This window comes from Planctomycetota bacterium, from assembly GCA_035384565.1.
GTDB lineage: Bacteria > Planctomycetota > PUPC01 > DSUN01 > DSUN01 > DAOOIT01.
The window spans coordinates 70,005-95,077 of the sequence record DAOOIT010000017.1 but is presented as its reverse complement, the minus strand read 5'-3'; the positions used below and the strand labels follow the sequence as shown (position 1 = coordinate 95,077).

21 protein-coding genes are annotated in these 25,073 nt (G+C 70.0%); 11 read left to right on the top strand and 10 right to left on the bottom strand.

The window, feature by feature from the left end:
• Positions 1 to 42: 42 nt before the first annotated feature.
• From PLE19_08700 to PLE19_08675, 6 genes are all read left to right on the top strand, one after another.
• The gene (locus tag PLE19_08700) at positions 43 to 1,584 is read left to right on the top strand and encodes an FGGY family carbohydrate kinase (GenBank protein ID HPD15016.1); all 1,542 of its coding nucleotides are present in this window, start codon (positions 43 to 45) and stop codon (positions 1,582 to 1,584) included.
• An 84-nt stretch (positions 1,585 to 1,668) separates the two neighbouring features.
• The gene (locus PLE19_08695) at positions 1,669 to 2,634 is read left to right on the top strand and encodes an L-rhamnose/proton symporter RhaT (protein HPD15015.1); all 966 of its coding nucleotides are present in this window, start codon (positions 1,669 to 1,671) and stop codon (positions 2,632 to 2,634) included.
• Positions 2,635 to 2,652: 18 nt separating this feature from the next.
• Positions 2,653 to 2,775 carry a hypothetical protein gene (locus PLE19_08690; protein HPD15014.1) on the top strand — a complete coding sequence of 41 codons (123 nt, stop codon included), beginning with the start codon at positions 2,653 to 2,655 and terminating at the stop codon, positions 2,773 to 2,775.
• Position 2,776: 1 nt separating this feature from the next.
• Complete coding sequence (locus PLE19_08685) at positions 2,777 to 3,895, top strand: glycerol dehydrogenase (GenBank protein HPD15013.1); 1,119 nt, start codon at positions 2,777 to 2,779, stop codon at positions 3,893 to 3,895.
• Positions 3,896 to 3,935: 40 nt separating this feature from the next.
• On the top strand, positions 3,936 to 5,129 hold the full coding sequence (locus tag PLE19_08680) for a VCBS repeat-containing protein (GenBank protein ID HPD15012.1): 1,194 nt from the start codon (positions 3,936 to 3,938) through the stop codon (positions 5,127 to 5,129).
• Positions 5,129 to 6,529: a radical SAM protein gene (locus PLE19_08675; protein ID HPD15011.1), complete on the top strand. Its 1,401-nt coding sequence runs from the start codon at positions 5,129 to 5,131 to the stop codon at positions 6,527 to 6,529. Before PLE19_08680 ends, PLE19_08675 begins: the two co-directional genes overlap by 1 nt.
• A 126-nt stretch (positions 6,530 to 6,655) precedes the next feature.
• Here PLE19_08675 and PLE19_08670 read toward each other — a convergent pair whose 3' ends face one another.
• Complete coding sequence (locus PLE19_08670) at positions 6,656 to 8,422, bottom strand: hypothetical protein (protein ID HPD15010.1); 1,767 nt, start codon at positions 8,420 to 8,422, stop codon at positions 6,656 to 6,658.
• A 115-nt stretch (positions 8,423 to 8,537) separates the two neighbouring features.
• Between PLE19_08670 and PLE19_08665 the strand changes: the two genes are divergently transcribed.
• Positions 8,538 to 9,875 carry an alpha-glucosidase/alpha-galactosidase gene (locus tag PLE19_08665; protein ID HPD15009.1) on the top strand — a complete coding sequence of 446 codons (1,338 nt, stop codon included), beginning with the start codon at positions 8,538 to 8,540 and terminating at the stop codon, positions 9,873 to 9,875.
• 83 nt (positions 9,876 to 9,958) lie between these two features.
• Here PLE19_08665 and PLE19_08660 read toward each other — a convergent pair whose 3' ends face one another.
• The 6 genes from PLE19_08660 to PLE19_08635 form a co-directional block, all read right to left on the bottom strand.
• Positions 9,959 to 10,666, bottom strand: a complete 708-nt coding sequence (locus PLE19_08660) for a ubiquinone/menaquinone biosynthesis methyltransferase (GenBank protein HPD15008.1) — start codon at positions 10,664 to 10,666, stop codon at positions 9,959 to 9,961.
• A gap of 7 nt (positions 10,667 to 10,673) precedes the next feature.
• On the bottom strand, positions 10,674 to 12,683 hold the full coding sequence (locus PLE19_08655; protein HPD15007.1) for an FAD-binding protein: 2,010 nt from the start codon (positions 12,681 to 12,683) through the stop codon (positions 10,674 to 10,676).
• A 111-nt stretch (positions 12,684 to 12,794) separates the two neighbouring features.
• The gene (locus PLE19_08650; GenBank protein ID HPD15006.1) at positions 12,795 to 13,889 is read right to left on the bottom strand and encodes a zinc-binding dehydrogenase; all 1,095 of its coding nucleotides are present in this window, start codon (positions 13,887 to 13,889) and stop codon (positions 12,795 to 12,797) included.
• A gap of 292 nt (positions 13,890 to 14,181) precedes the next feature.
• Complete coding sequence (locus PLE19_08645; GenBank protein ID HPD15005.1) at positions 14,182 to 15,951, bottom strand: right-handed parallel beta-helix repeat-containing protein; 1,770 nt, start codon at positions 15,949 to 15,951, stop codon at positions 14,182 to 14,184.
• Positions 15,952 to 15,970: 19 nt separating this feature from the next.
• Positions 15,971 to 16,888 (bottom strand): sugar phosphate isomerase/epimerase family protein, encoded by a 918-nt coding sequence (locus tag PLE19_08640; GenBank protein ID HPD15004.1) that lies wholly within the window; start codon positions 16,886 to 16,888, stop codon positions 15,971 to 15,973.
• Between the two features lie 33 nt (positions 16,889 to 16,921).
• Complete coding sequence (locus tag PLE19_08635; protein ID HPD15003.1) at positions 16,922 to 17,341, bottom strand: hypothetical protein; 420 nt, start codon at positions 17,339 to 17,341, stop codon at positions 16,922 to 16,924.
• Positions 17,342 to 17,488: 147 nt separating this feature from the next.
• Here PLE19_08635 and PLE19_08630 point away from each other — a divergent pair, with 147 nt between their 5' ends.
• The 4 genes from PLE19_08630 to PLE19_08615 all read left to right on the top strand — a co-directional run bounded on the left by PLE19_08630 (position 17,489) and on the right by PLE19_08615 (position 22,314).
• Positions 17,489 to 18,103, top strand: a complete 615-nt coding sequence (locus PLE19_08630; GenBank protein ID HPD15002.1) for a site-2 protease family protein — start codon at positions 17,489 to 17,491, stop codon at positions 18,101 to 18,103.
• A gap of 10 nt (positions 18,104 to 18,113) precedes the next feature.
• Positions 18,114 to 19,307, top strand: a complete 1,194-nt coding sequence (locus PLE19_08625; GenBank protein HPD15001.1) for a segregation/condensation protein A — start codon at positions 18,114 to 18,116, stop codon at positions 19,305 to 19,307.
• A 71-nt stretch (positions 19,308 to 19,378) separates the two neighbouring features.
• On the top strand, positions 19,379 to 20,620 hold the full coding sequence (locus PLE19_08620) for a Gfo/Idh/MocA family oxidoreductase (protein HPD15000.1): 1,242 nt from the start codon (positions 19,379 to 19,381) through the stop codon (positions 20,618 to 20,620).
• Between the two features lie 146 nt (positions 20,621 to 20,766).
• Positions 20,767 to 22,314 (top strand): class I adenylate-forming enzyme family protein, encoded by a 1,548-nt coding sequence (locus tag PLE19_08615; GenBank protein HPD14999.1) that lies wholly within the window; start codon positions 20,767 to 20,769, stop codon positions 22,312 to 22,314.
• A gap of 51 nt (positions 22,315 to 22,365) precedes the next feature.
• On the opposite strand, the gene PLE19_08610 is transcribed toward PLE19_08615, so the two are convergent.
• From PLE19_08610 to PLE19_08600, 3 genes are all read right to left on the bottom strand, one after another.
• Complete coding sequence (locus PLE19_08610) at positions 22,366 to 23,013, bottom strand: class I SAM-dependent methyltransferase (protein HPD14998.1); 648 nt, start codon at positions 23,011 to 23,013, stop codon at positions 22,366 to 22,368.
• Positions 23,014 to 23,054: 41 nt separating this feature from the next.
• Positions 23,055 to 23,765 (bottom strand): hypothetical protein, encoded by a 711-nt coding sequence (locus PLE19_08605; protein ID HPD14997.1) that lies wholly within the window; start codon positions 23,763 to 23,765, stop codon positions 23,055 to 23,057.
• 243 nt (positions 23,766 to 24,008) lie between these two features.
• Positions 24,009 to 24,539, bottom strand: a complete 531-nt coding sequence (locus PLE19_08600) for a TlpA disulfide reductase family protein (protein HPD14996.1) — start codon at positions 24,537 to 24,539, stop codon at positions 24,009 to 24,011.
• Positions 24,540 to 25,073: the final 534 nt, after the last annotated feature.

Here is a 25,073-nt window from a genome sequence, read left to right as displayed (position 1 = left end):
CACGCAGCCGACGCGCAGGCTGCGGCAGGAGGAGCAGGACGCATGGACTACCTTGTGGGCATTGACCTCGGCTCCACCAGCCTCAAGGCCGTGGTCTACGATCTCCAGGGCAACGCGGTGGCCAAGGCCAGCCGCCCGACCGAGCGCGTCAACCCCGACCCCGCGCACCCCGACTGGGCCATCTGGAGGCCCGAGCAAATCTGGGGCGGCACCTGCGACGCCCTGCGCGAGGCCATCGGCCAACTGCCCGACCCCTCCGCCATCCGCGCCGTGGCCGTCACCGGCATGGGCATGGACGGCGTGCCGATGACAAAGGACGGCCGCTGGCTCTACCCCTTCATCAGTTGGCACTGCGCCCGCACGAAGCCGCAGCAGGACTGGTGGCTCGAGCACGTGGGCGCCCAGCGGCAGTTCGCCATCAGCGGCAACCCCGTGTGGGCCATCAACTCGGCCCTCCGCATCCTCTGGATGCGCGAGCACGAGCCCGAAATCCTCAAGAGAACCTACAAATGGCTGCTCATCGAGGACTTCGTGAACTTCATGCTCTGCGGCGAGTTCGCCACCGACTACTCGATGGCCTCGAACACCCTGCTCCTCGACCAGCGCACGCGCACCTACTCGGACGAGCTGCTGGAGGTCTCGGGCATTGACCGCGGCCTGCTCGCCGAGCCGCGCCCGAGCGGCACGGTTCTCGGCCAGGTGCACGCGAGGGCGGCGGAGGCCACGGGGCTGCCGAGGGGCACCCCCGTGGTGCTGGGCGGCCACGACTTCCTGTGCGGAGCCCTGCCCGCGGGGGCCTTCAAGCCCGGCGTCGTGCTCTCCGTGCTCGGCACCTGGGACATCATCGTCGCCGCCATCCCCGCGCCCGTGCTCACGCCCGAGGCGGCCGCGATGGGCACGTGGGTGGACTCGCACGTGGCCCGCGACATGTGGGCGGTGATGGGCTCGGCCGTGGCCGCCGAAATGCTCGAGTGGTTCCGCGACCAGTTCGGCTCCGACGAGAAACGCAAGGCCGAAGCCGAGGGCGGCGTGGACTGGGATTACCTGATGGCCGCAGCCGCCGCCGCGCCGCCAGGCGCCCACGGCGTCATGTTCCTCCCCCACATGTCCGGCAGCAGCTTCCCCATCGTGGACGCCTCGTCGGCCGGCGCCTTCGTCGGCCTCCGCAACATCGTGTCCAAGGGCGACATGACCCGCGCCGTCGTCGAGGGCCTCAGCTATCAGTTCCTCCAGATCCTCAAGGGACTCGAGCGCGGCTTCGGCCTCAAGGCGGAGTCGCTGGTGGCCGTGGGCGGGGGCACGAAGAACCGCTTCGCCATGCAGAACAAGGCCGACGTGGCGGGCAAGCCGATCGAGACGCCCGAGCTCGAGGAGGCCACCCCCCTGGGCGCCGCCATTCTCGCCGGCATCGGCGTCGGCCTCTACCGCGACGAGCAGGACGCCTACGACCACGTGGCCCGTCCCGGCCGCGTCTATGAGCCGAACGCGGCGCTCACGGCGCAGTACGCCGAGTGGTATGCGACGTTCGAGCAGTTGTACCCAGCCCTCAAGGGCATTCACGCGCGGTTGCGCAAGCTGGGGTGAGGCCCCATGCGACGTGGAACCCGTCGGGCCGGCCCGACCCGTCCGATGGATGATCCGGAGCCTCCTGACTAAGGAGCACGCACGATGGAGATCTGGCTGGGCTTTCTCTTCCTGTTCCTCGGCGCGGCGTGCGGCGGGTCGTTCGGCCTGCCCAGCAAGTTCGTGAGGAAAGACACGCCCTGGGAGGTGCTGTGGGGGCCGTTCTTCTTCTTCGTCACCGTGCTGCTGCCGGTGGTGGTCGGGCCGGCCGTGGTGGAGGACTTCTTCGGCGTCTACGGCAACGTGGCGATGGCGAAGCTGCTGCCCGTGCTGATCTTCGGCTTCCTGTGGGGCCTGGGCTCGATGACGCTGGGCCTGAGCTTCGCCTTCATCGGCCTGTCCCTGGCCTACGCGCTCAACTACGGCGCACAGATCGTCACGGGGTCGCTCCTGCCCATGGCCCTCTTCAACCCGAAGGACATGGCGACCGAGCACGGGGCCGTGATCCTGGCGGGCGTGGGGGTGTGCGTGGTCGGCGTCATCGTGGCCGCGCGGGCGGCCATGCTCAAGGAGGCCAGCGCCAAGGCCGCCGCCACGCCCGACGAGACCGCCGGGGCCCAGAGGCCCAGGATGCTCATCGGAGTCCTCGTCGGCGTCGTCTCGGGCGTGCTGTGCGCGTGCTGGGCCGTGGCGTCGGGCTACGCCGGGCCGGTGGCCAAGGCCGCCGAGGCCGCCGGCAACAAGGGCGTCGCCGTGGCCTGGGCCGTCACCTGCCTGATCCTGTGGGGCGGCGTGCTCTCGGCCTGCGGCTACTGCGCCTGCAAGCTCACGAAGAACAAGACCTGGGGCCACCTGTTCCAGCCGGGCGTCGGGCGCACGCTGTGCCTGGCCTTCGCCATGGCGCTGCTGCACGACGCCGCCGTGTTCTTCTTCGCCCTCGGCTGGGGCCGCCTGGGCTCGCTGGGCGTGCCCGTCGGCTATCCCGCCTTCATGTCCTTCGCCATCATCATCGGCAACCTGCACGGCTTCCGCACCGGCGAGTGGAAGGGCGCCAGCAAGCGGAGCGTGTAGTGGATCGTCGCGGCCATCGTGGTGCTCATCCTCGGCGTCGTGGTGCTCGCCCAGGGCAACGCCATGGCCGAACGCGCCCGGCACAACGCGGCCTCGGGGGCCGCCGCCCAACCCGTCCTGAAGGCAAAGGAGGCCCAGTGACATGAAATCCGTCCTCATCGCGCCGCGCAAGTACGTCCAGGGCCGCAACGTGCTGGCCGAGGCGGGCCGCTACATCGGCCTGGTGGGCAAGAAGCCCCTCGTGCTGTGGGACCCGCGCGTCAAGGCCGCCGTCGGCGAGACCGTGCTCCAGAGCCTCAAGGACGCCAGGCTCGAGGTTGTGGACGTCGAGTTCCGGGGCGAAACGACGAAGGCCGAGGCGGCCCGCGTGCTCGCCATCGCCCGGGAGAAGGGCGCCGACGTGTCGGTCGGCATCGGCGGCGGCAAGACCCTCGACACCGCGAAAGCGGTCGCCGTCCAGGGCAAGCTCGGCATGATCACCTGCCCCACCATCGCCTCCAACGACTCGCCCACCAGCGCCGCCACCGTGTGGTACAGCGAGAAGGGCGACTTCATGGGCTTCGACTGCTGGCCCTTCAACCCCGACATCGTGATGGTGGACACCCAGGTGATCGCCAACGCCCCGGTGCGCGCCCTGGTGGCCGGCATGGGCGACGCGCTCTCGACCTGGGTGGAGACCCAGGCCGCCATGCGCACCCGCAAGGTGCTCAACCTGGGCGGCGGCACGCCCACCCTGGCCGCTGTGGCCCTCGCGCGCCTGTGCTACGACACGCTCCTGGAGTTCGGCGTCGAGGCCCGGCGGGCCGCCGAGCTCCACGTCGTTACCCCCGCCGTCGAGAAGGTCATCGAGACCAACGTCCTCCACTCCGGCCTCGGCTTCGAGAGCGGCGGCCTCGCCACCGCCCACATGATCGGCAACCTGCTCACCGGCTACCCCGAGTGCAGGGCGCTCGGCATGATGCACGGCGAAAAGGTCGCCTTCGGCGTCGCCAGCCAGCTTTGCATGGACCCCGACGTGCGGACCGAGGACCTCTACACCATCGTGGACTGGTGCATCGCGGTGGGCCTGCCCGTGACGCTGGGCGACCTGGGCCTGGCGGGCGCCGCGCGCGAGCGCTTCAAGCTGATCGGCGACGCCTGCGCCGGCCCCGGCTCCCTGTGCGCCAGCCACGCCTTCGAGGTCACCTCCGAAGGCGTCGTGGACGCCATGTTCGCCGCCGATGCCCTCGGGCAGGAGCGCAAGAAGAAGCTGGGCGCATAGCGCTGCCGGACCCATGAATCACGTTGAGGACGGGATGGCGATGAGACTACAGGCTGTGTTTGTGCTGGCATTGTGGTTCTGCGGCGCGGTGGCGGGGGAGGGGCCGCCGGAGGCCAAGGGGGCGACGGAATCGCCGATCAAGTTTGTGCTGCATCGAATCGGCAACGTGCGCACCGAGGCGTGTGGGGTGGCGGACTTCAATGGCGACGGCAAGCTCGATATCGTGGCCGGCCCGTTCCTCTATCTCGCGCCCGACTTCAAGCCCCTCAAGGTGCGCTCCGTCCGCGGCACGGTGGACGACAAGGGCAAGGGCTACGCCGACGACTTCATGAACCTGCCGCTCGACGTGGACGGCGACGGCAAGCCCGACGTGGTGTCGTGCGGTTGGTTCTCCACGAGCGTCACCTGGAGCCGCAACACCCTCGGCGCCGCGGGCGAGTGGCCCGAGGAGGTCGCCGACAAGGCCGGCAACTTCGAGTGCGGCGACCTCGCCGACGTTGACGGCGACGGCAAGGCCCACGAAATCCTCGCCCACACGCAGCCGACCGTGTGGTACGAAGTCGGCATCCTGGCCTCGGGCAAGCGCGGCCTGGTCAAGCACGTCATCTCGCCCAAGCCGATGAACTTCGGGGCAGGCGTGGGCGACATCAATGGCGACAAGCGCCCCGACGTGCTCCGCCCCGACGCCTGGTTCGAGGCCCCCGCCGATCCCCGCAAAGGCCAGTGGACCGAGCACCCCTGGGCGCTCGGCGCCAGGGACGGCAAGGCCGACCACACCCCGCAAATCCTCGTCCACGACGTCAATGGCGACGGCCTGAACGACGTGGTGACCTCCAACGCCCACAAGCACGGCATCTTCTGGTACCAGCAGGTCAAGGAGGGCGCGGCCGTCTCGTGGAAGCAGCACGTCATTGACGACACCTGGTCGCAGCCCCACAGCCTCGCCCTGGCCGACCTGGACGGCGATGGCGACCTCGACCTCGTGACGGGCAAGCGCTTCATGGCCCACAACGGCGGCGACCCCGACGAGTTCGGCCCCCTCGGCGTCTACTGGTACGAGTTCCGCCCCGGGCCATCGCCCACTTGGGCTAAGCACGTGCTCTCCTACAACGAAGGCGTCGGCTCCGGCATGGAAATCCACGCGGTGGACCTCGACGGCGACGGCGACCTGGACGTGGTCGTGACCGGCAAGTGGGGCGGCCCGGCCTGGTTCGAGAACAAGCGGAAGCCGTGATGCGCCCCGTCCTCCTCGTCAACCCCAACCTGATGAGGCCTCCCGTGACGCCGGTGGGCCTCGACCACATCGGCCAGCACCTGCGCGATGCAGGGTTCGACGTCGAACTGCTCGACCTGGCCTTCGCGCCCTCGCCCGAGGCGGCCATTGACGCGACGCTCCGCCGCCGCGAGTGGCTGCTCGTGGCCGTGAGCGTGCGGAACGTGGACGACTCGTTCGCCGCGAGCCGCGACTTCTGCCTCGCCCGCACGAGGGCGCTCATCGGCCGCATCCGCGCGGCCACCGATGCGCCCATCGTGCTCGGGGGCGTGGGCTTCTCGATCTTCCCCCACGCCGCGCTCGCCTTCTGCGAGGCCGACTACGCCATCCGCGGCGAGGGCGAGGAGCCCCTCCGCCGCCTCGCCCACGGCCTCGCCCACGGCGCGCCCGTGGACGACGTGCCCGGCCTCCTCGCCCGCCGCAACGGGCGCGTCGCCTGCGACAACCCGCCCTTCCGCCACGACCTCGCGGCCATGCCCGTCTGGCGCCGCGACGTGGTGGACAACCCCCGCTACCTCGCCGAGGGCGGCCAGGTGGGCTTCGAGACCAAGCGCGGCTGCCCCCGCGCCTGCACCTACTGCGCCGACCCCGTGGCCAAGGGCACACGACTCGTCGCCCGCACGCCCGCCCAGGTCGCCGATGAACTGGAGAGCCTGGTGCGGCAGCAGGGCGTAGACGTGTTTCACACCTGCGACGCCGAGTTCAACGTGCCGCGCGACCACGCCCTGGCCGTGTGCGCCGAGATGGCCCGCCGCGGCCTCGGCTGCCGCATCCGTTGGTACGCCTATGCCGTGCCCGACGGCTTCGACGACGAACTCGCCGCCGCCATGGCCCGGGCCGGCTGCGCGGGGGTGGACTTCACCGCCGACCACACCGACGCGCGCATGCTCGCCACCCTGGGCCGCACCCACACGCTCGACGATCTGCGCCGGGCCGCCGCCGCGTGCCACCGCCACGCCATCCCCTTCATGTTCGACCTCCTGCTCGGCGGGCCGGGCGAGACGCGCGACACACTCCGCGCCTGCATCGAGGCGCTCAAGGAGATGAACCCCTCGCGCGTCGGCACGAGCCTGGGCGTGCGCCTCTATCCCGGCACCCCCCTCGCCCGTTGGCTGGGCCGAGGCGACGACGAGGAGGGCCTGCTGCGCCCCGCCTACTACCTCGAGCCGGCCCTCGGCCCGGACGCTCACGACTACGTCCGCCGCCTCATCGCAGGCGATGAGCGATTCCTCTTCCCCTCCGGCGGCGAGAGCGCCGCGAACTACAACTACAACGACAACTCCACCCTCTCCGCGGCCATCCGCGCAGGCGCCCGCGGGGCCTTCTGGGACATTCTTCGACGCATGACAGAAGAGCGATGAGATTCTGGCGCGAGCCTGCGGGGGAGGGAACCCCTCTTTCGAGAGGGGCTCCCTCCCCCGCACCCCCGCCCTCCCGGGAAATCTCACCCAGGGCCTGGGGGGAAACCCCCTACAGGCAGTTCTTTCCTACTGACTCGGCGGCTCGGGGCCATTGCTGAGGTAGAGCCTGTCGAGGCCCACCGCGCGCTCACGCACCGCGAAGACGAGAGCATTCACCCCCGGCTGAAGCGGCACCGGGCTGGGCCTCGTGCTGCCCTCGTCCACGGCCGAAGCCAGGTTGAACGGCTCCCAGTGCCACCCGGCCTTTGGGGCGAGGTGCCACGCCTTCAGGCTCGGGCTCTCCACCCCCTCGGGCGCCACGGCGACGAAGAAGGAGTTGGCGCTGGACGAGGGCGGCCGCACCCGCGCCCACAGGTAGACGGTGGCGGGCTCGTTCGCGAGCACGTGGAACACGACCCGCGACGACGGCTTGCCGTACTGGCCGCCGTCCTCATCGGGCGGCTCCCACACGAAGCGCCCGCCGGAGGCGGCCTCGTCGCGCCCCACCTCCATCGCGCCGACCCGCGCGACCGCCGCCTCGGCCTCGATGTAGAGCGGCTTGCCCTCGTAGGCCACCCGCGGCCCGGCTGCCGGCGACGGCAGGCCGCTCTTCTCGGCCGTCGGCGGCCGTGGGATCAACAGGCCGCGATGGCGGGCGACATCCGCTCCCGCCTTCCGGGCCAGCTCGAGCTCCGCGAGCGCCGCGGCCGCGTCGGCCCCGTCGCCGCCCAGCCGCGGGAGCGCCAGGGCGAGGTGATCGCGCCCCCCCTCGGCCTGCCGCACGCGGGCGGCCAGGGCGAGAAGCTCGCCGTCGGCAAGGCTGGCAGGCTTCTTCGGCACGTCGGCGCCGCCGGCCCGCACGATGAGCAGGCCCTGCTCGTACCTCTGGAACGTGGCCTGGGCGCCCTCTGCCTGAAGCGCGTCGCCCGGCTTGAGACGGGCGAGGGCCGTCTCGACGGCCTGCCAGAAGTCGGCCACGGCCTGGGCATCCTCCACGAGCCACTTCGCAGCGGCGGGCGCCTTGGCAAACGGTTCTTCGGCAGCGAGCGCCTTCGCCCTGGCAAGGGCCTCGGCGCGCTGCCCGCTCGCCCAGAGCGGCTGCACCGCGGCCACGCCGCCGTGGTAGAGGCGCAGGGCCTCGAGCTGGCCTGCCACGCCCGGGTTGGCGGCCAGCCACTGCGGGTCGGGCCGGCCCATCAGCCACAGGCCGCGGAACCCCGCCCGCACGCGCCAGGCCCGGAGCAGCACCGAGCCCTGGTGGTAGGCGCTGTCGGGCGCGCGCAGCCGCACCCCCTGGCCGAGCCACGCGCGCAACTGGTTGCCTGCGCGCGCCACGTGAAACGTGTGGGTAAGGCCCTGGCGCAGCCGGGCCTCGGCTGCGGCCAGCACGGCGGCCTGTCCGTCCTCGCGGTAGAGTTCCGGGTGCCACTCGCGCAGGTTCAGCCAGTAGCCGCGCCCCGGGCCGGCGTGCAGGGCCACCGAGCAATGCCCGTGGCTGCCGAGCGGCTCCACGATGCGGCACGCGCCCGCAACGTCCACCGCGCCCAGAAAGTCCATCACGTGCCGCAGCGTGTGGCTCTCGTCCGAGCCGAGGCGCAGCTCGCCCTCGGCCATCTGCGGCGCCGGGCCCGCCTCGACGCGCCAGTCGCCGAGTTGCGCCGGGTCGGACCCGTCGTAGTACAGCTCCACCCGCCCGTCGGGCAGAGGCCGCAGGCCGCCGCGCAGGGCCTCCAGCCCCGACACGGGCGGGAACGAGGGCGCCGGGGGCGCTTTCGCCTCGGGCGCGCCCTCGCCGCCCAGCACGAGGCCGGCCACCGACAGCAGCAGCTTCGCCAGACGCGCGGCGCGAGACATGCCCAGAGGATACCCCCGCGGCAAAGGCCTGTCAACACTTGTCTTTTCCGCCGCTCTCGGCTATCCTGGACGCCCTTGAGCAGCCGTCCACCCCCGTTTCGAAGGAGTCCGTGGGATGCCGAAGATCACTTTCATGGGCGCAGGCAGTACGATCTTCGCCAAGAACGTCCTCGGCGATGCGATGCTGACCGAGTCGCTGCGCGACTCGCATATCGCGCTCTACGACATTGACGCCACGCGGCTCGAGGAGTCGAAGCTCATGCTCGACACCCTCAACGCCAACATCAACGCGGGCCGCGCGAAGATCACCGCGCACCTGGGCGTCGAGAACCGCCGCAAGGCCCTCAAGGGCGCCCACTACGTGATCAACGCCATCCAGGTGGGCGGCTACGAGCCGAGCACCGTCATTGACTTCGAGGTGCCGAAGAAGTACGGCCTGCGGCAGACCATCGCCGACACGCTCGGCATCGGCGGCATCTTCCGCGCGCTCCGCACCATCCCTGTCATGCTCGACTTCGCCCGCGACATGGAAAAGGTCTGCCCCGACGCCTGGATGCTCAACTACACGAACCCCATGGCGATGATCACCGGGGCCGTGCTCCTCGGCACCCCCGTGAAGATCGTCGGTCTCTGCCACTCCGTCCAGGGCTGCGCCGAGGGGCTGCTGCGCCACGTGGGCCTGCGCGACCAGGTCAAGAAGCTCCAGTGGAAGATCGCCGGCATCAACCACCAGGGCTGGCTGCTCGAGATCACCGACGGCGGGGTGGACCTCTACCCCGAGATCAAGCGCCGCGCCGCGAAGATGAATGAGGAGGCCCGCAAGAAGGGCGCCAAGAAGCACTGGGACATGGTGCGCTTCGAGCTCATGCTCAAGTTCGGCTACTACGTCACCGAATCCTCCGAGCACACCGCCGAGTACCAGCCCTACTGGATCAAGAGCACGGCCCCCGAGCTGATCGAGGAGTTCAACATCCCGCTCGACGAGTATCCGCGCCGCTGCATCGCCCAGATCGCCGGCTGGAAGAAGCAGCGCGACGAGATCGTCGCCAACAAGGCCCTCACCCACACCAAGAGCCACGAATACGGCTCGTACATCATGAACGCGATGGAGACCGACGTGCCGATCCGCGTGGGCGGCAACGTGCTCAACACCGGCCTCATCACCAACCTGCCGGCCAAGGCCTGCGTTGAGGTCGCCTGCATGGTGGACCGCAACGGCGTGCAGGGCACCTACGTGGGCGACCTGCCCGAGCAGTGCGCCGCACTCAACCGCACGAACATCAACGTGCAGTTGCTCACCATCGAGGCCGCCCTGACCGGCCGCAAGGACGCCATCTACCACGCCGCCTATCTGGACCCGCACACCAGCGCCGAACTGACCCTCGACCAGATCAAGGCCCTCTGCGACGACCTCATCGAGGCCCACGGCCCCATGCTGCCGCAGTACCACTGAGCGCCGGCCGGGGACAACAAGGGCGCCGACCAAGAATGCCAACGCGCGCAATACCTGTTGGCATCCTTGGTGGGGCAGAGGCATCACGGCGCGTGCGCGAGATAGAGCGTGGCAATGCCGCCCGACAGGCTCCGGCGGCACGCGCCCTGGAACCCCGCGGTACCCAACTCGGCGGGGATGCCCGCGGCGGGGAAGCGATCTACCGACTGGCACAGGAAGCGGTACGGGCTCACCACGCCGCACACGAGCCAGCACATGAGCGCCCCGAAGGTGCGCGTGTAGAGCCAGTAGCCGGCGCGCGACAGGCGGTGGCTCGGCCCCGTGAGCTCGAGCAGCGACACCCGCCCGCCGGGCGCCAGCACCCGCCGCATCTCGGCGAAGGCCCGCGCGCGATCGGCGAAGCTGCGCAGCGCAAACGCACTCGTGATGCCATGAAACACCCCCTCGGCGAAAGGCAAGGCGGCCACGCTGCCCGACACCAGCGTCAGCCGATCCGTCACACCTGCTCGGGCCGCCTTGGCCGCTGCTACGGCGAGCATCTGCCGCGAGGGGTCGAGGCCCGTCACACGACAGCCAGGAGCCCGGCGCAGAACCTCCAGCGCCACATCGCCCGTGCCGCAGCCGATGTCGAGGTAGTGCTCGCCGTCGCGCGGCGCCAGCGCCGCCGCCTCGCGGCGTCGCCAGCCGCGGTCCAGGCCCAGCGACAGCAAGCGGTTGAGCCGATCGTACCGCGGCGCGAGGCCATCGAACATCCGCCGATTCGCGTCGGCGGGCAGCAGCGAATCGCTCATCAAGCGCCTACTCACCCACTTTGAAGATCTCGCCCCTCAGCCACTGCCGCCAGGTGGTTTCATACCACGAATCGTCGTTGGGGAGGGGACGGACGGGGACGGGGGCAACCGCGAAATCGCCGTCGCCGGCGAGGCGGGTTTCGAGGATTTCGCCGCGCAGGGCCATGTTCTCGCTGCGATGAGGCAGTTCGCTGCCGCGCTTGGTCTTGACGGCGAGGTCGCCCTTCTCGTCGAGGATCATGTAGCCGCCGCGGCTGCCGCCGCCCCGCTCGATGAGGGCCTGGATGGTCTGGAGGAAGGCGACGTGGGTGAGGGTGAGGTGGACGTTCTGGATGGCGGCGGGCAGGTCGGCGCGCCCGTCGAGCCGCATGCCGTGGGCCGACACTGCCGCCCAGAGGGCCTTGGCCCCGCTCACGGCGTCGCCGATTCCCGCGGCCGAACGCAGGAACGCGGCGTCGGCGCTCATGCGGTCCTGGATCTCGCCGCGCACCTGGGCGGGCGTGGGGGCCGAGGCGGGCGACTTGAGGAGGCGGCGGATCTCCTTCGCCTCGTCCTTCACTTGGGCCGCGGCGAGCTTGCGGAACTCGGCCAGCGGCATCGGGCCGGCGTGGTAGACGGCCTGGATGCGCTGGGCGGCGCGCAGGCCGCCCACCTGGCCGCTGTTGAGCGCGCTGCCGCCCGGGCGCACGCCGTGCGCGCCGTTCAACTCGCCGATGGGGAACAGGTGGCGGATGTTCGACTCCCACCAGATCGAGCCGCGCAGGCCGCCGTTGTTGTGCTGGGCGCACACGGCGCACTCGAGCGGCTCGCGGAGGTCAATGCCATGCTCGGCGTAGAGCTCGATGCTCTCGGGGTTCATGTGGGCGAGGCGTTCGTAGGGCGTGGCCTGGAGGGCGCCCGAGCGCTCGAGGTAGCGGCGGGCCTCGTCGCCCACGTCGGCCAGCGAGAACTCGCCCATCCCCTCGCCCGGCACGGGGTTCGACAGGAAGTCCATGAACACGCGCCGGCCCGCGGCCACTTCGTTGGCCACCGCGATGTCCACCACCGACGAGCCGAGGTTCTGGAGCCGCGCGGCGTGGAAGGGCCACTGGTAGCCCTTGAGGAAGGTGTTGGCCGCCACCTGGCGTGTCGTCTCGAAGTAGTCGTTGAGGAAGTAGCGGCGGTCGCGCCCGGCGGCGTCGGTCGAGAAGTAGCAGGGGATCACCTGCTGGTAGGTGCCGGAGAGGTTCCAGCGGAACTTCGTGGAGGCGAGGCCGAACTGGCTTTCGGCGAGGTTGTTGGCCACGGCGCCGATCTCGAGGGCGAGGCCGTGGTTGCCGATCTGGCCGTGGGGGTAGACCGAGATGCGGTACATCTCGCCCGGCCCGCCCGTGGCCATGACCACGTTCTCGGCGTTGAGCACGAGGAGGCCGAAGTTCGGGGCGTCCAGCTTGTCCAGCTCCAACGCCACGGCGCCGATCACCCGCTTCTCGGTGCCCTCGCCAGCCGTGAGCAGGCGGATGACTTCGACGCGGTCGAGGACCGGCGTGGCGTTGCGGCGCACCTGGGCGAGGGAGCGGGCGACCATGAATTGTGAGGTCTTGGGGCCGGCGCTCGTCGCCCGCTGGCGCGGGTCGTGGTCGGTCTTGTAGCCCACAAAGGCGCCGTAGGCGTTGAAGGGGAAGGGCACGCCGTTGCGCACGAGGTGGAAGAACTCGGGGGCCGAGCCGAGGCCCTCGATGTAGGCGAGGTCGCCGTGCATCATGCCGCCGGCCGTGAGCGTGCGGGCGAACTCCATCGGGCTGTCGGGCACGTCGCCGAAGACGCCGATCTTGTAGTAGGTTTGCTTATCGGAGCCCGAGTTGTACGACGTGCCGCCGCCGAGCTGGTCGGTGACGACGAGCAGGTCGCTCATGCCCAGCTCGTGCAGGTGTTCGGCGCAATTCAGCCCCGCCGCCCCGCTGCCGATGATCAGCGTCTGCACCGAGAGCACGCGGGCCTTCACGTTGCCGAAGGGCTGTTCGCCATGGTCCAGCATTCGCAGACTCCTGTTGCGTGATGCGTGGTACGTGATGCGTGATACGTGAGAAGAGACAAATGCCGGATGCCTCGGGCGCTCTGCGTCTTCTCACGCGTCACGTTTCACGTATCACGGCCTTAGTACGGCTTTCACCGCCTCGCACTTCTCCACCGCCGCCAGGCCGGCCATCGCCTCGGCCAGCGGGAACGTGTGGGTGACGAGCTGCTCGAAGGGAAACTGGCGCGAGAGCACGAGCTGGACCGCCTGCCACAGGTGATTCGTGTCGCTCACCCACACGCCCTGCAACGCCACATTCTTGCGGGCGATCCAGGCGAAGAGGTCAATGGGGAACCGCTCGCGCGGCTCGGCGATGCCGGGGATGGCATACGTGCCGCCGGGGGCAACCAATGCGATGTTCTCCTCGAGTGCGCGCACCGAGCCGGTGCAATCGAGGACCACGTTCGGCCCGAAGCCGCCGGTGGCGTCGAGGAGATACTGCCTGCGCTGGTCGGCGCTCATCTCGCCGACGTTGATCGTGCCGGCCGCGCCGAAGGCCCGGGCCATGTCGAGGCGGGAGGCGTCGGCCGGCGTGCCCGCCACGTAGACGCGGCTGGCCCCCGCCTTGAGCGCGAAGGCCAGGCAGAACAGGCCGACAGGGCCTGGGCCGACGACGAGCACCACGTCGCCCGGGCGGATGCGCGAGACCTCGATGGCGTGCGCCGCCGTGGCGCCCGAGCACGACGCGGCCACGAGCACCGCGGGGTCCATCGCGTCGTCAATGCGGAGGAAGGGCGCGCCCGCTTTCACGTGCAGATACTCGGCGTAGCAGCCGCGCAGGTGCGGCGGCTCGGCGCACGAGAATGAGATGCCGTAGGTGCGGCGGTGGGGGCATAGCGACGGCTCCTTGCGCACGACGCAGTAGTAGCATCGCCCGCACATCACGCCGCGCTCCCACATCACTGTGTCGCCGGGCCGCAGCACGCGGCCGAGCAGGTCGCGTTTCTCGCCGCCCGTGTCGGCGACGGTGCCGACGGCCTCGTGGCCGAGGATCATCGGCAGCGGCGTACGGGGGTCCTTGCCGCGCCACATGTGCACGTCCGATCCGCACACGCCGGCGGCGGCGATCTTCACCAGCACCTCGCCCTCCGCGAGTGGCTGAACCTCGAACTCGCGATACACGAGCGGCTCGTTGAACCTCTCGAGAACAGCGGCAGCAGCTTTCACAGGCGCGCTCCGGTCCGGTTGGGTGAGAGGCCGTGGGGCCGCGGGGCGCGGCCCGACGACCTGGCTATTCTACTCGAGACGAGGCGGTTTGGGAAACGCGGCCTCGAGCCAGACCATGTCCGAATGCATACGGGTGAGAGCCCGCACTGGGAATGACTGTTGCGTGGAATGCGGCCCAGGCAGCATGTGGCACAGCCGCGCTCGGCTGCGCTTGTGGGCGGGACGTCCCTGTCGCGCGTACCGCGGCGTGGGACACGCCGCCCACAGTGTCCGCCATACGCGGGCGCACCTGTCAGGGCGCGGCGGCCTCGGGGCCGAAGAGGCGCAGGGCCGTCGGCTTCGAGGGCACGTCGCGGAAGGGGCCGGGGAGCCGCGTGTCGGGCGGCCAGACCCGCCCGAAGAAGTCGTGGGTGATCGGGGCGAGGGCCTGACACCAGGGCGCCGGCCCCGTCACGTGCCAGGTGAGGGTGAGCGACTCGCGGTCGAAGCTGGCCACGACGCCGTCGCTGAGGTTGTGGCTCACGTCGGCCTGCTCGCACTTCGTGCTGATCCCCTCCTTGTTGGCAAAGAAGACGTTGTTGACGGCGACGTGGCCGCCGTTGCCGACCGGCTCGCCGTGTACCTTGCGGTCGGTGACTTTGCCGCGGAGCAGGATGGCCGGGCCGGAGCTGCGGCCGATGAAGTTGTGGGCGAAGGTCTGGCCGCGGCTATCGTGCTCGTAGAGGCCGGCGCCCTGGGTGTCCCAGATGACGTTGCGGTCAATGAGGTTGGGCCGCAGCGAGGCCTCGAGGAAGATGCCGCCGTGCACGGTGCGCGAGCCGACCACGAGGTTCTGCGTGCAGCGCGAGTTCACGTTGGCGAAGTCCATCCAGATGCCGCAGCCGTGGTGGGTGTCGAAGATGCGGTTGCGGCGGATGAGGGTGCCGTTGTTGCAGTGGAGCTTGATTGCGCCCGTCTCCCAGTACTGCTCGACGGGGTGGAAGGCGTTGTTGCAGAGGAGGTTCTCCTCGACCAGGCAGTGGGTGGCGGCGAGGCCCTGGATGCCGCACACGCCGCAGTCGGTGACCGCGTTGCGGCGGACGATGTGCCAGGCGGGCTTCGTCTTGGGCTGCGGCAGGCCCCAGAACTGGTCGCCGATGTCAATGCCCACGCCGTTGGCCTGGCGCACCGTGTTATGCTCGATGAGCCAGTGGTGGCCGCGCCAGGTGGAGAGCGCGCCGTACTGCGGGAAGGGGAAGGGGTTGCCCGCGTGCTCGATGGTGAAGCCCTTGGCGTGGATGTAGCCGAGGCCCGTCTCTCCGGGGGCGAAGACGCATTGCTGCGTGGTGATCTCCATCGTGGCCCGGTTGGGGTCGGCGTCGCCGAAGGGGCGGACCAGGATGGCGGGGCCGCCTGTCTCCAACGCGACCCAATAGGTGCCCGCCTCCCTCGCCAGGTCGTCGCGCTCGTTCACCTGGCGCAGGCGGCGGCCATCCTGGAACACGAGGCCGCGGGGCAGCGTGTAGGGCTTCTTGCCGCGCCAGCCGTGAGCCCAGTCCATCGGCTCGAACTGCTCGGGCGTGATGTTGGGGATGAGGAATGGGTTGTAACCGTGCCGGAACCACCTGGCCTCGATCTTCAGCGCCCAGACCCCTCGGAGCGAGCTGAGGGAGGTCCACTTCTCGGTCACCACGCGGGAGCCGCGGATGACCACGTCGGCCCCGGGGGCGGCCTGGTAGCTGATCATCTTGTCGGGCCCGGTGCCGCCGCGGCGCGGCTGCACCCATTCGCGGTAGACCCCCGCCGCCACGATCGCGCGCTCGCCGGGCTCGAGCACCATCGCCGCGCGTTGAATGGTCTTGAACGGCGCCTCCTTTGTGCCCGCGTTCTCGTCCGAACCCGCCGAGCCGTCCACGTAGTACGTCCTTGAGAACTCAAGCACGGGCTGCCAGGTCTTGAACTCCGAGCCGTCGGGCAGGAGCACGGGCGGGTCGAGGCTGACGAGCGCGGGCTGGGGCATGGCAGGCTCCTGTGCGGCGGCAAGCGAGAGCGCGAGGGAGAAGAGCACGATTCCCACGGGCATGCGGCCCCCTCAAGGGGGTTCAGGCAGCGGCCCAGGCGGCGGCGAGGGTGCGTTTGGAGCCGGCGAGGAGGGCCTCGACGGATTCGCCCTGGAGCGGCTTGACCTCGAAGCTGAGGATCGGGCGCCACGTGGTGCTGAGGAAGCCGGCGTCGAGCAGCGCGCGCAGGTAGTCGGCGAGCTGCGGCACGTCGTTCTCGCCGCCGGGCACGCCGAAGCGGGGATGGCTGTCGCCGTAGGCCTCGTGGGCCGCGTCGCGCATCACGCAGTTGCCCATGTGGGCGTGGACGAGGTAGTCGCGCACGGCGCTCACCGCCTGCTGCGGGGTTTCGCCCTGGAGCGGCAGGTGGCTGAGATCGATCATCAGGCCGAACGACGGGAAGTCGCGCCGCACGCGGCGGGCCACCTCGGCGGCCTCGGCGTTGGGGCCGATGAGGCAGTTCTTGCCGAAGGGCACGCGGTCGAAGGTCTCGAGCACGATGGGCGGTCCGCCCCTGTGCGCGGCATAGTCGCACAGCCACTTGAGCGAGTCCACGAGCCGGTCGGTCGCGGCCTTGCGCCCGCCCTCGCCGGGGTCGGGGCCGCTGAGGACGGCGCAGCCGGCCGCGCCCAGCTCGATGGCCTGGTCAATGGCCCGTTGGACGGCCTCGATGGCGGCGGTGCGGTCGGTGTCGCTGGGGGCGTTGAGGTCGAGCCTGCCCCCGAGCAGGATCGGCTGGGCGCCGAAGGCGAGGGTGAGGCGGGCGGTCTGGGCGATGTCGCGCACGCGGCGCCGCGCGGCGGGGTCGTGGATGCGGGTGACCTCGACGGCGTCGAAGGCGGCGTCGGCGGCGAGGCGCTCGAAGGTTTCGGCGATGGGGCCCTCGCCGCTCATCGTCTGGGGCCAGAGCATGAAGTGGATGATGCCGACGCGCGCGTAGGAGGAGAGCGGCTCGTCCATGTCGGCTCCCTGGTGCCGGCGCGGGCGACAAGGTCAGGAGGTGACCTGTTGCCGCATCACGCGCCCGAGGAGGGCCTGGAAGCGCGGGTCGCGGCGGATGCCCTCGAGGTCGGGGTCGCGCTGAAGGTAGGTGCAGTCGTGGTAGCCGAGGCCGATGGCGTGCTCGAGGGTCTCGATGGCCTGGTCCACCCGGCCGACGAGCGAGTAGGAGCAGGCAAGGTTGTAATGGATGATCGGGTCGTTGGGCCGGAGGCGGCAGAGGCGCTCGTCCACCGGCAGGCTCTTCTCGTGGAGGCCGCGCTCGGTGTAGTCGTTGCCGAGCGCCATCAGCACATCCACGGAATCGGGCAATCGCTTGAGGATTCGCTCGTAGAAGGCTATCTCGAAGTCGAGGTCGTCGTGACTCGTGCGCTTGCGCCTCACCGGCGCTTCGCTGTGGTCGGCTTCCGGCATGGTTCGCCTCCAGCGGCCTCGGGTCTCTGCTCTCGGCGATTCTCGACTCATGATAGTGATCCGGCCCGTGGAAGTCAAGCGAGCTTGACTTGCCGGCACGCCTGTGGTACAAACACGGCCAACCACAAGTCCCACGGGTGTCGCCCCATGCCGGATTTCGACCTGACGCTGTTCGTGCTGCGGATTCCCCCGCTGCTCTTCGCCCTGACGATCCACGAGTTCGCCTACGGCTGGTCGGCCTACCTGTGCGGCGACCCCACGGCGAAGCACCTGGGCCGGCTGACGTTCAACCCCCTCGCGCACCTCGACCCGATCGGCGCGCTGTGCCTGCTCTTCGCGCCCTTCGGCTGGGCCAAGCCGGTGCCGGTGAATCCCTACAACTTCCGCCATCCGCGCCGCGACGACATTCTGGTCTCGCTCGCCGGCGTGGCGGCCAACCTGGCGACGGCGGTGGTGGTGGCCCTCCTGCTGCGCGCGTTCCCCGCCGCTCCAGCGTCCGAGATCGGGCGGTACTTCTGGATCATGCTCTTCATCCTGCTCCAGATCAGCGTGGGGCTGGCCCTCTTCAACCTCATCCCGATCCCGCCGCTCGACGGCTCCCACGTGCTGCGCAACCTGCTGCCGCGCGAGCAGGCCATCGCCTACGAGCGCCTCGCGCCCGCGATGTCCGTCGTCTTCCTCGTGCTGATCGTCTCGCGAGCGATTGACCTCGTCCTCCTCCCGCCGCACACGTTCCTCGTCCGTCTCCTGCTTGGCTCCTGAGGCGCGCATGGTGTCGTCCTACGAAGAGGAAAGCTACGGCTACAAGGTGGACCTGGAGGCCTTCAGCGGCCCCCTCGATCTCCTCCTGTACCTGATTCGCCAGGAGGAGGTCGAGATCGCCGACATCCCCATCGCACGCATCACCGACCAGTACCTCCAGCACCTCGAGGTGATGCAGCAGGTCAACGTGAACCTCGCGGGCGAGTTCCTGGTCATGGCCGCCACGCTGATGGAGATCAAGTCGCGCATGCTCCTGCCCCAGCCCGAACGCGAGGGCGACGAGGAGCAGGAGGACCCGCGGGCCGACCTCATCCGCCAACTGATCGAGTACAAGCGTTTCAAGGACGCCGCCCGCGCGCTCGCCGCCCGGGCCGACGAGCAGGCCCTCAAGTTCACCCGCGGCGCCGCCGCCGCGCTCGGCCTGCCCGAGCGCGCCCCCGAGGAGAACCTGCCCATCCTCCTCGGCGAGGTGACCGTGTGGGACCTCGTGGCCGCCTTCAAGGTGATCCTGAGCCAGACGACGCTGGACCCGACCCGCCACATCGTGCTGGACGAGCGCCCGGCCAGCGCCTACTGCAACGACCTGCTCGACGAGCTGCGCTCGCGCCGCCACGCCACGCTGCGCGAGCTGTTCAACCCGGCCGACGGCCGCCTCGGGCTCATCCACGCCTTCATGGCCCTCCTCGAGCTGATCCGCCGCCGCCGCGTGCGCGCCGAGCAAGCCGGCGCCCACGGCGACATCCGCATCGTGCTCCTCGACGACACGCCGCTCAGCGAGACCGAACTCGTGGCGCCCACGCCCCCGCCCCCGGAGCCCGAGGCGCCCGAGGCTACGCCCCCCGAGCCGGCCCCGCCGCCCGCCGCGGCAGCCAGCGACGAGGACGCCGCCGCCGACACCGAGGTCGAGGACATCGCGGTGCCCGAGGTCGCCGCCCTGGGCGACACGGACGGCGAGCCGCCGCCGGCCGCCGGCGAGGAGACGCACGCGGTGGTCGAGGACGCGGTGCCCGTGATCCCGCTTCGGCCCGAGCCCGCGCCACGTGTCAGGAAACGCAAGGCCCGGGCGACGCCCATCGCCCCCGCGGCGGCCCTCGCCCTCAGGCGGCGACATCGGCAGCGCACCCGGTGCCTGCTCGCGCGCTTCGCGCGCCTCCGCCCCCTCGCCTCGACCCGCCGCGTCGCCGGCCCCAGGCGGCGCCGCTAGGAGCCTGTCATCCGCCGGGCTATAATGCAGAGAGCCGGTGTCGCCCGAACGCTCGAGGAAAGGAGTCAGCGATGGCGCGACATATGCGAGTCACCTCCCGCCGCGGCTTCATGGGATCGGTCGCCCTGGCGGCGGGGCCCTACTTCCTCACCTCCAGCGCCCTCGGCGGCGCGCGCCGGCCCGCGCGGACGCCCGAGGAAGCCCCGCGGCCCCCCGCCAGCGACCGCATCACGATGGGCGGCATCGGCATGGGAGGACGCGGCAGCGGCGACCTCACCGGCTTCTCCAACTTCCCCCAGGTGCAGGTGCTCGCCGTCTGCGACGTGGTGAAGTCCAAGCGCGAAAACATGAAGGCGGCCATGGACCGTAAGTACGGAAACACCGACTGCGCGTCCATCAACGACTTCCGCGAGATCACGGGCGACCCGCGCATTGACACCGTGATGATCGGCACGCCCGACCACTGGCACGCGATCATCGCTTGCGAGGCGATGAAGAACGGCAAGGACGTCTTCTGCGAGAAGCCCGAGACGCTGACGATCCGCGAGGGGCGGAAGATGGTGGAGACGGCGCGCCGCTTCGGCCGCGTCTTCTCCGGCGGCAGCCAGCGCGTGCTGGGCGACTATGGGGCGCTCGCGCGCTACATCCGCAGCGGCGCCATCGGCGAGGTCAAGGAGGCCTTCGTCGGCGTCGGCGGCCCCTCGCGCGATTGCGATCTGCCGCCCGAACCCGTGCCGCCCGGCCTCGACTGGGACCTCTGGCTCGGCCCCGCGCCCTGGGCGCCTTACAACAAGGGCCGCCTCGGCTTCCGCGCCTGGAAGGACTACTCGGGCGGCGGCATGACCGACTGGGGCGCGCACAAGTTCGGCGCCGTGGTGTTCGCCATGGACCTCCAGGAGACCGGCCCCGTCGAGATCCTCCCGCCCGACGGCAAGGACGTGAAGCTGCTCACCTACGTCTACGCCAACGGCTTCCGCATGTACCACGGCGGCGCGCCCGACATCACCTACAAAGGCACCGCGGGCGAGGCCTCGCGCGGCAGGATGGGCCAGCCCCTCCGCCCCGTCGAAATGCTCGGCTACAAGGGCAACGGCGGCCTGGCCGGCGACTTCCTCCACTGCGTCGTCACCCGCGAGCGGCCCTTCCGCGACGTGGAGTTCTGCCACCGCGCTGTCACCGTCTGCCACCTCGGCAACCTCGCCTACTGGCTCGGCCGCCCGCTCAAGTGGGACCCCGTGAAGGAGGACTTCATCGGCGACCCCGACGCCAGCCGCTGGGTGGACCGCCCGAAGCGCGAGCCCTGGACGCTGTGAAGGCAGGCGGTGTTAGGTGTTCGGGGATAGGTGTTGGGGTACAAGAGACCGGCAAGAGTGGCAGGCCTGGCTCCCAACCTGCCCCCACCCCCTAACACCTGACACCCAGCACCGCCTCCGGTGTTCCCTCCGCTCAGGAGAATGCCATGGCCTACCGTGAGATCCGAAGCACCCGCGACATGTGGGAGAACAACCTCCCCCGCTTCCCCCGCAAGACGGCCATCGTGGAGGGCGACGTGGCGCTCTCGTTCGCCGAGGCCAACGACAAGATCGAGCGCCTCCGCACGGCATTCGTCAATCGCCTCGGGATCAAGCAGCACGAGAACGTGGCCGTCCTCCTGCCCAACTGCCTCGACTACTTTCTCGTCTACTGGGCGCTCGTCAAGCTCGGTGCCGTGGTCGTGCCCGTCAACACCCGCCTGCGCGCCGAGGAGATGCACCACATCCTCCGCACCACCGACGGCTCGACCCTCCTCGCCCACAAGACCCTCTGGAAGACCGCCCAGGCCGCCTTGCCCGATTGCCCGAACATCCGCCACATCGTCAGCGTCGGCTTCGAGGAGGACGGGCTGATCCCCTACGACGAACTCCTCGCCACCGAGCCCCAGCCCTACACCCCGCCCGACATCCAGCCCGACGACCTGGCCATCATCATGCACACCTCCGGCACCACGGGCCAGCCCAAGGGCGCCGTGATGCACCACGCCGACCTCCTGTTCAACGTCCGCATGTCCCTCCTCGCCCACGGCTGGCGCCACGAGGACGTCCACCTGCTCGTGGTGCCCATGTTCCACGCCACCGCGCTCTACTCGATGCTCCCCGCCTCGGCCTACCTCGGCTCCACCATCGTCGTCGCCCCGCGGCCGCACGTGCCCGAGCTCGTCGCTCTCATCGAGCGCCACCGCTGCACCACCTTCTTCGGCGTGCCCACGCTCTTCTACTGGCTCGCCACCGCCCGCGGCCTGGAGAAGCACGACCTCGCGTCCCTCCGCCTCATCGCCTACGCCGGCTCCATGATGCCTCCCCAGACCATCTACAAGCTCCGCGAGCGCTTCCCCGGCGTCGCCCTCCACAACTTCTTCGGCCTCACCGAGACCATCTCGGCCACCCACGTGCTGCCCAACTGCGATGCCACGACCCACGCCGACTCCATCGGCAAACTGCTGCCCGAGGTCCACCAGCTCATCGTGGGCGACGACCTCCAGCCCGTGCCCCCCGGCACCGTGGGCCAGCTCTGCTTCCACCGCTCGAACATCGTGCGCGGCTACTGGAAGCGCCCCGGCCTCATCGAGCAGGCCTGCTTCACCCACGAGGGCGAGGAGTACTTCAACACCGGCGACCTCGCGATGGCCGACCCCGACGGCTACGTCTACCTCCGCGGCCGCAAGAAGGAGATGATCATCGTCGGCGGCGAAAACGTCTACGCCATGGAGATCGAGAACACCATCCTCACCCACGAGGCCGTGATGGAGGCCGCCGTCGTCGGCGTCGAGGCCACCGGCGCCAGCGCCTACCTCGGCGAACTCGTCAAGGCCGTCGTCGTGCCCCGCGAGGGCCACAAGGTCACCGAGCTCGACATCAAGCGCCACTGCGCCGAGCGCCTCGCCAGCTACAAGGTGCCCAGCATCGTCGAGTTCCGCGACGCGCTCCCGCGCAACCCCGGCGGCAAGGTGCTCAAGCGCGAACTCAAGTAGCCGCCTGCGCGCGCACCGCCACCCGGCGCACACGGCCCCCTCCCCCGTCCCTCAACGCACCTTGTACGCAATCGTCATCCCGTCGCGCTTGGCGTCCGACGCACGCACCGTCACGCTCTCGTAGTCCGGGCTGTTCGCCAGGTAATCCAGGAAGTCCCTCATCGCGCCGGCCGACTGGATCGTGTTGTCCGCCACGATCACCGCGCCCGCCTTGAGTTTCGCCTCCACGGCCTTCAGGTACTTGAAGTAATCGCTCTTCGCGGCGTCAATGAACAGGAAATCAATGGGCCCCTCGAGCGTGGTCAGCACCTTCAGCGCATCGCCCGTCACACACGTCACGCTCTTCTCGAGGCCCATCTTGCGGATGTTCTCGCGGCACTGCTCCGCCGTCGCGGGGTCAATCTCGATGGTCGTGAGATGCCCGCCCGTGCGCTCGAAGCCGATTCCCATGTGGCAGGCGCCGAACCCGATGTACGAGCCCACCTCCACCCCGCGTTGCGCGTGCCGCGCCTCCACCAGGATGCGCAGCAGCGTCGCGTCCTCGGGCGTCGTGCTGAGCGCGCTCTTCGGCATCCCTGCGAGAAACTCGCGGCGGAACGCCTCGCTCGGCCGCTCCCCCTCCCCTGCCCCGGCGGCGCCCGCCGCCAACGCCGCCAGCGCACACGCCACCGCCCTGCCCCACGACCCCCGTTGCACCATGCCGCGCTCCTTTCTCAAGAGTCCGCCCGCGGGTCACGATCTCACCGCACCTTGGGCCAGTCAATGTCCAGACCGCCGATCTGCGCGGTCAGCACGATGGCCGTCATGCCGCTCGACTCGCGGCCGCCCACGCCGAACAGCGCCAGGGTCATCTCGCTGTCCGCCGTGTTCAGCCCGCCGATCACCAGCGACTGCCCGTCGCGCACCGTCACGCGCGTCGCGAGCTGCGTCACATCCACCACGCTCCCGCGCCGCGTGCTGAAGCGCGGCCAGAGCTCGATCGCAATCTGCCCGCCGCCCAGAATCGTCGGCCGCACCACGAGCTGGCGGCCCACGAACTCCCGCTCCGCAATCAGCAGATACCCGCGCGGCGTCCAGTAGCCCAGGCGCGTCAGCCAGATGTCGCTCCCCATCGCCAGCGCGCCTTCCGTCCCGCTCCTCACCACGATGAACATCTGGTCGCGGCTGCCGGACCGCGTGCGACTCACCGAGCCGCCGAGGCGCCCGGCAAACGAGCCCGACACAACCCGCACATTGAGCCCGCCGCGCGCCGCCCCCGGGTCCCCACCCGAGATCACTCGCTCGCCGCTGCGCGCACGGAAGCTCCCGCTCAGGTCCATCGCCGACGCCGTGCCCGCGTCCAGCTTCTCCACCACGATCGCCACGTTGTCCGGCGACCGCCCGAGGACATCGCCCTCCTTCGGCACGCCCCAGAGCCCCTCGTCCCTCCGCGGCGTGGCGCCGAACGGCAACTTCCCTTCCGCCTGGGTCCCCTGCGCCCCCTGCGGCGCCGCGGCAACCCTTGGCGACCCGCTAAAGGGCGGACCGCTCCCGCGCCCCTGGTAGACGCTCGGATCCAGCCAGGCGCATCCACTGGTCCAAACGGCCACGCCCAGCACCGCACCGAATAACGCTCTTCCTGCAATCATGGCCATTCCCCCTGCCCGGCCGCTTGCCTCCCTCCTCATGATACTCCGATCGCGGCGCCGGAACACTCACTTCTTCGCCAATTCCGCAAGCACCATCGCATCCGTCAGCTTCTCGCCCGTCCCTCGCCACACCACGGCACCATCGCGGCCGATCAGCACCACCGTCGGCACCGCAACGATCTTGTACGCGTCGAATGTCACCCCCGACCCTCCCTTCATCTCATCTATAGCCAGCGGATACCCCACCGGAGTCCCCTTCACGTACTCCTCGAGATCGTTCTTCTCATCCTCCGTCACCCCAATCACCACCAGGCCCTCCGCCTTATGCCTCCGATACAGCTCATCGAGATGCGGCATCAGCTTCCGGCACGGCCCACACATCGTGTTCCAGAAGTCCAACAACACCACCTTCCCCTTGAGACCCTCCAGAGTCAAAGGCTCCGTCCCGTACCACTGCGCAATCCGCAGCGCCGGCGGCCCCACGGCCTTCGGCTTCGTCGCCGCCCCCTCACTCGGTCGCGCCTTCGGCCCCTCCCCCCTCTCACAGGCAGCGGCACCCACCAGGCACACCGCCATGACCCATGACCCCGTCCTCATCTGCGCTCTCCTACATCGTCCACCCGCCCCCGGCCGCCAGCCACACCGCGCGCACACCCGTCTGATTCTACAGCCGTCATACACTTAGCGCAACGCCCTCTCGTCCTTACGCTCTGCTCCCTCTTTTCGTCCCTACGCCCTGCGTGGGGCGAGCCTCTTGGCCGTTCAGAGGCCCCTCGCCTTCGCGGAACAAAGGGCGACGGGTCGGGAACCTCCCGCGGCTTGCGAACCTGCGGGAGGTTGGGGCTGCCTGCGCGACCGTCCGCATCATCGCCCGCCGCTCCACTAACAAAAGCTGCGGCGCAGTCATCACCCCGCGTTCCCACGGACCGAGGTACCCCCAAGCCCCAAGCATCTTGCATAGCGCACCTGACCCGGCATCTCCCAGCCAAGCCACCCACCCGAGGATGCCACAGTCCCGCACGAGCCAAGCATACCGCTGTCCCTTACTACACGATGCTCCCTCGACGCCCAAGAGTGGCTTTCCGCTTTACTAACCCTTGCACTTTCCGATGTTGCTTCACTCGTCTCACC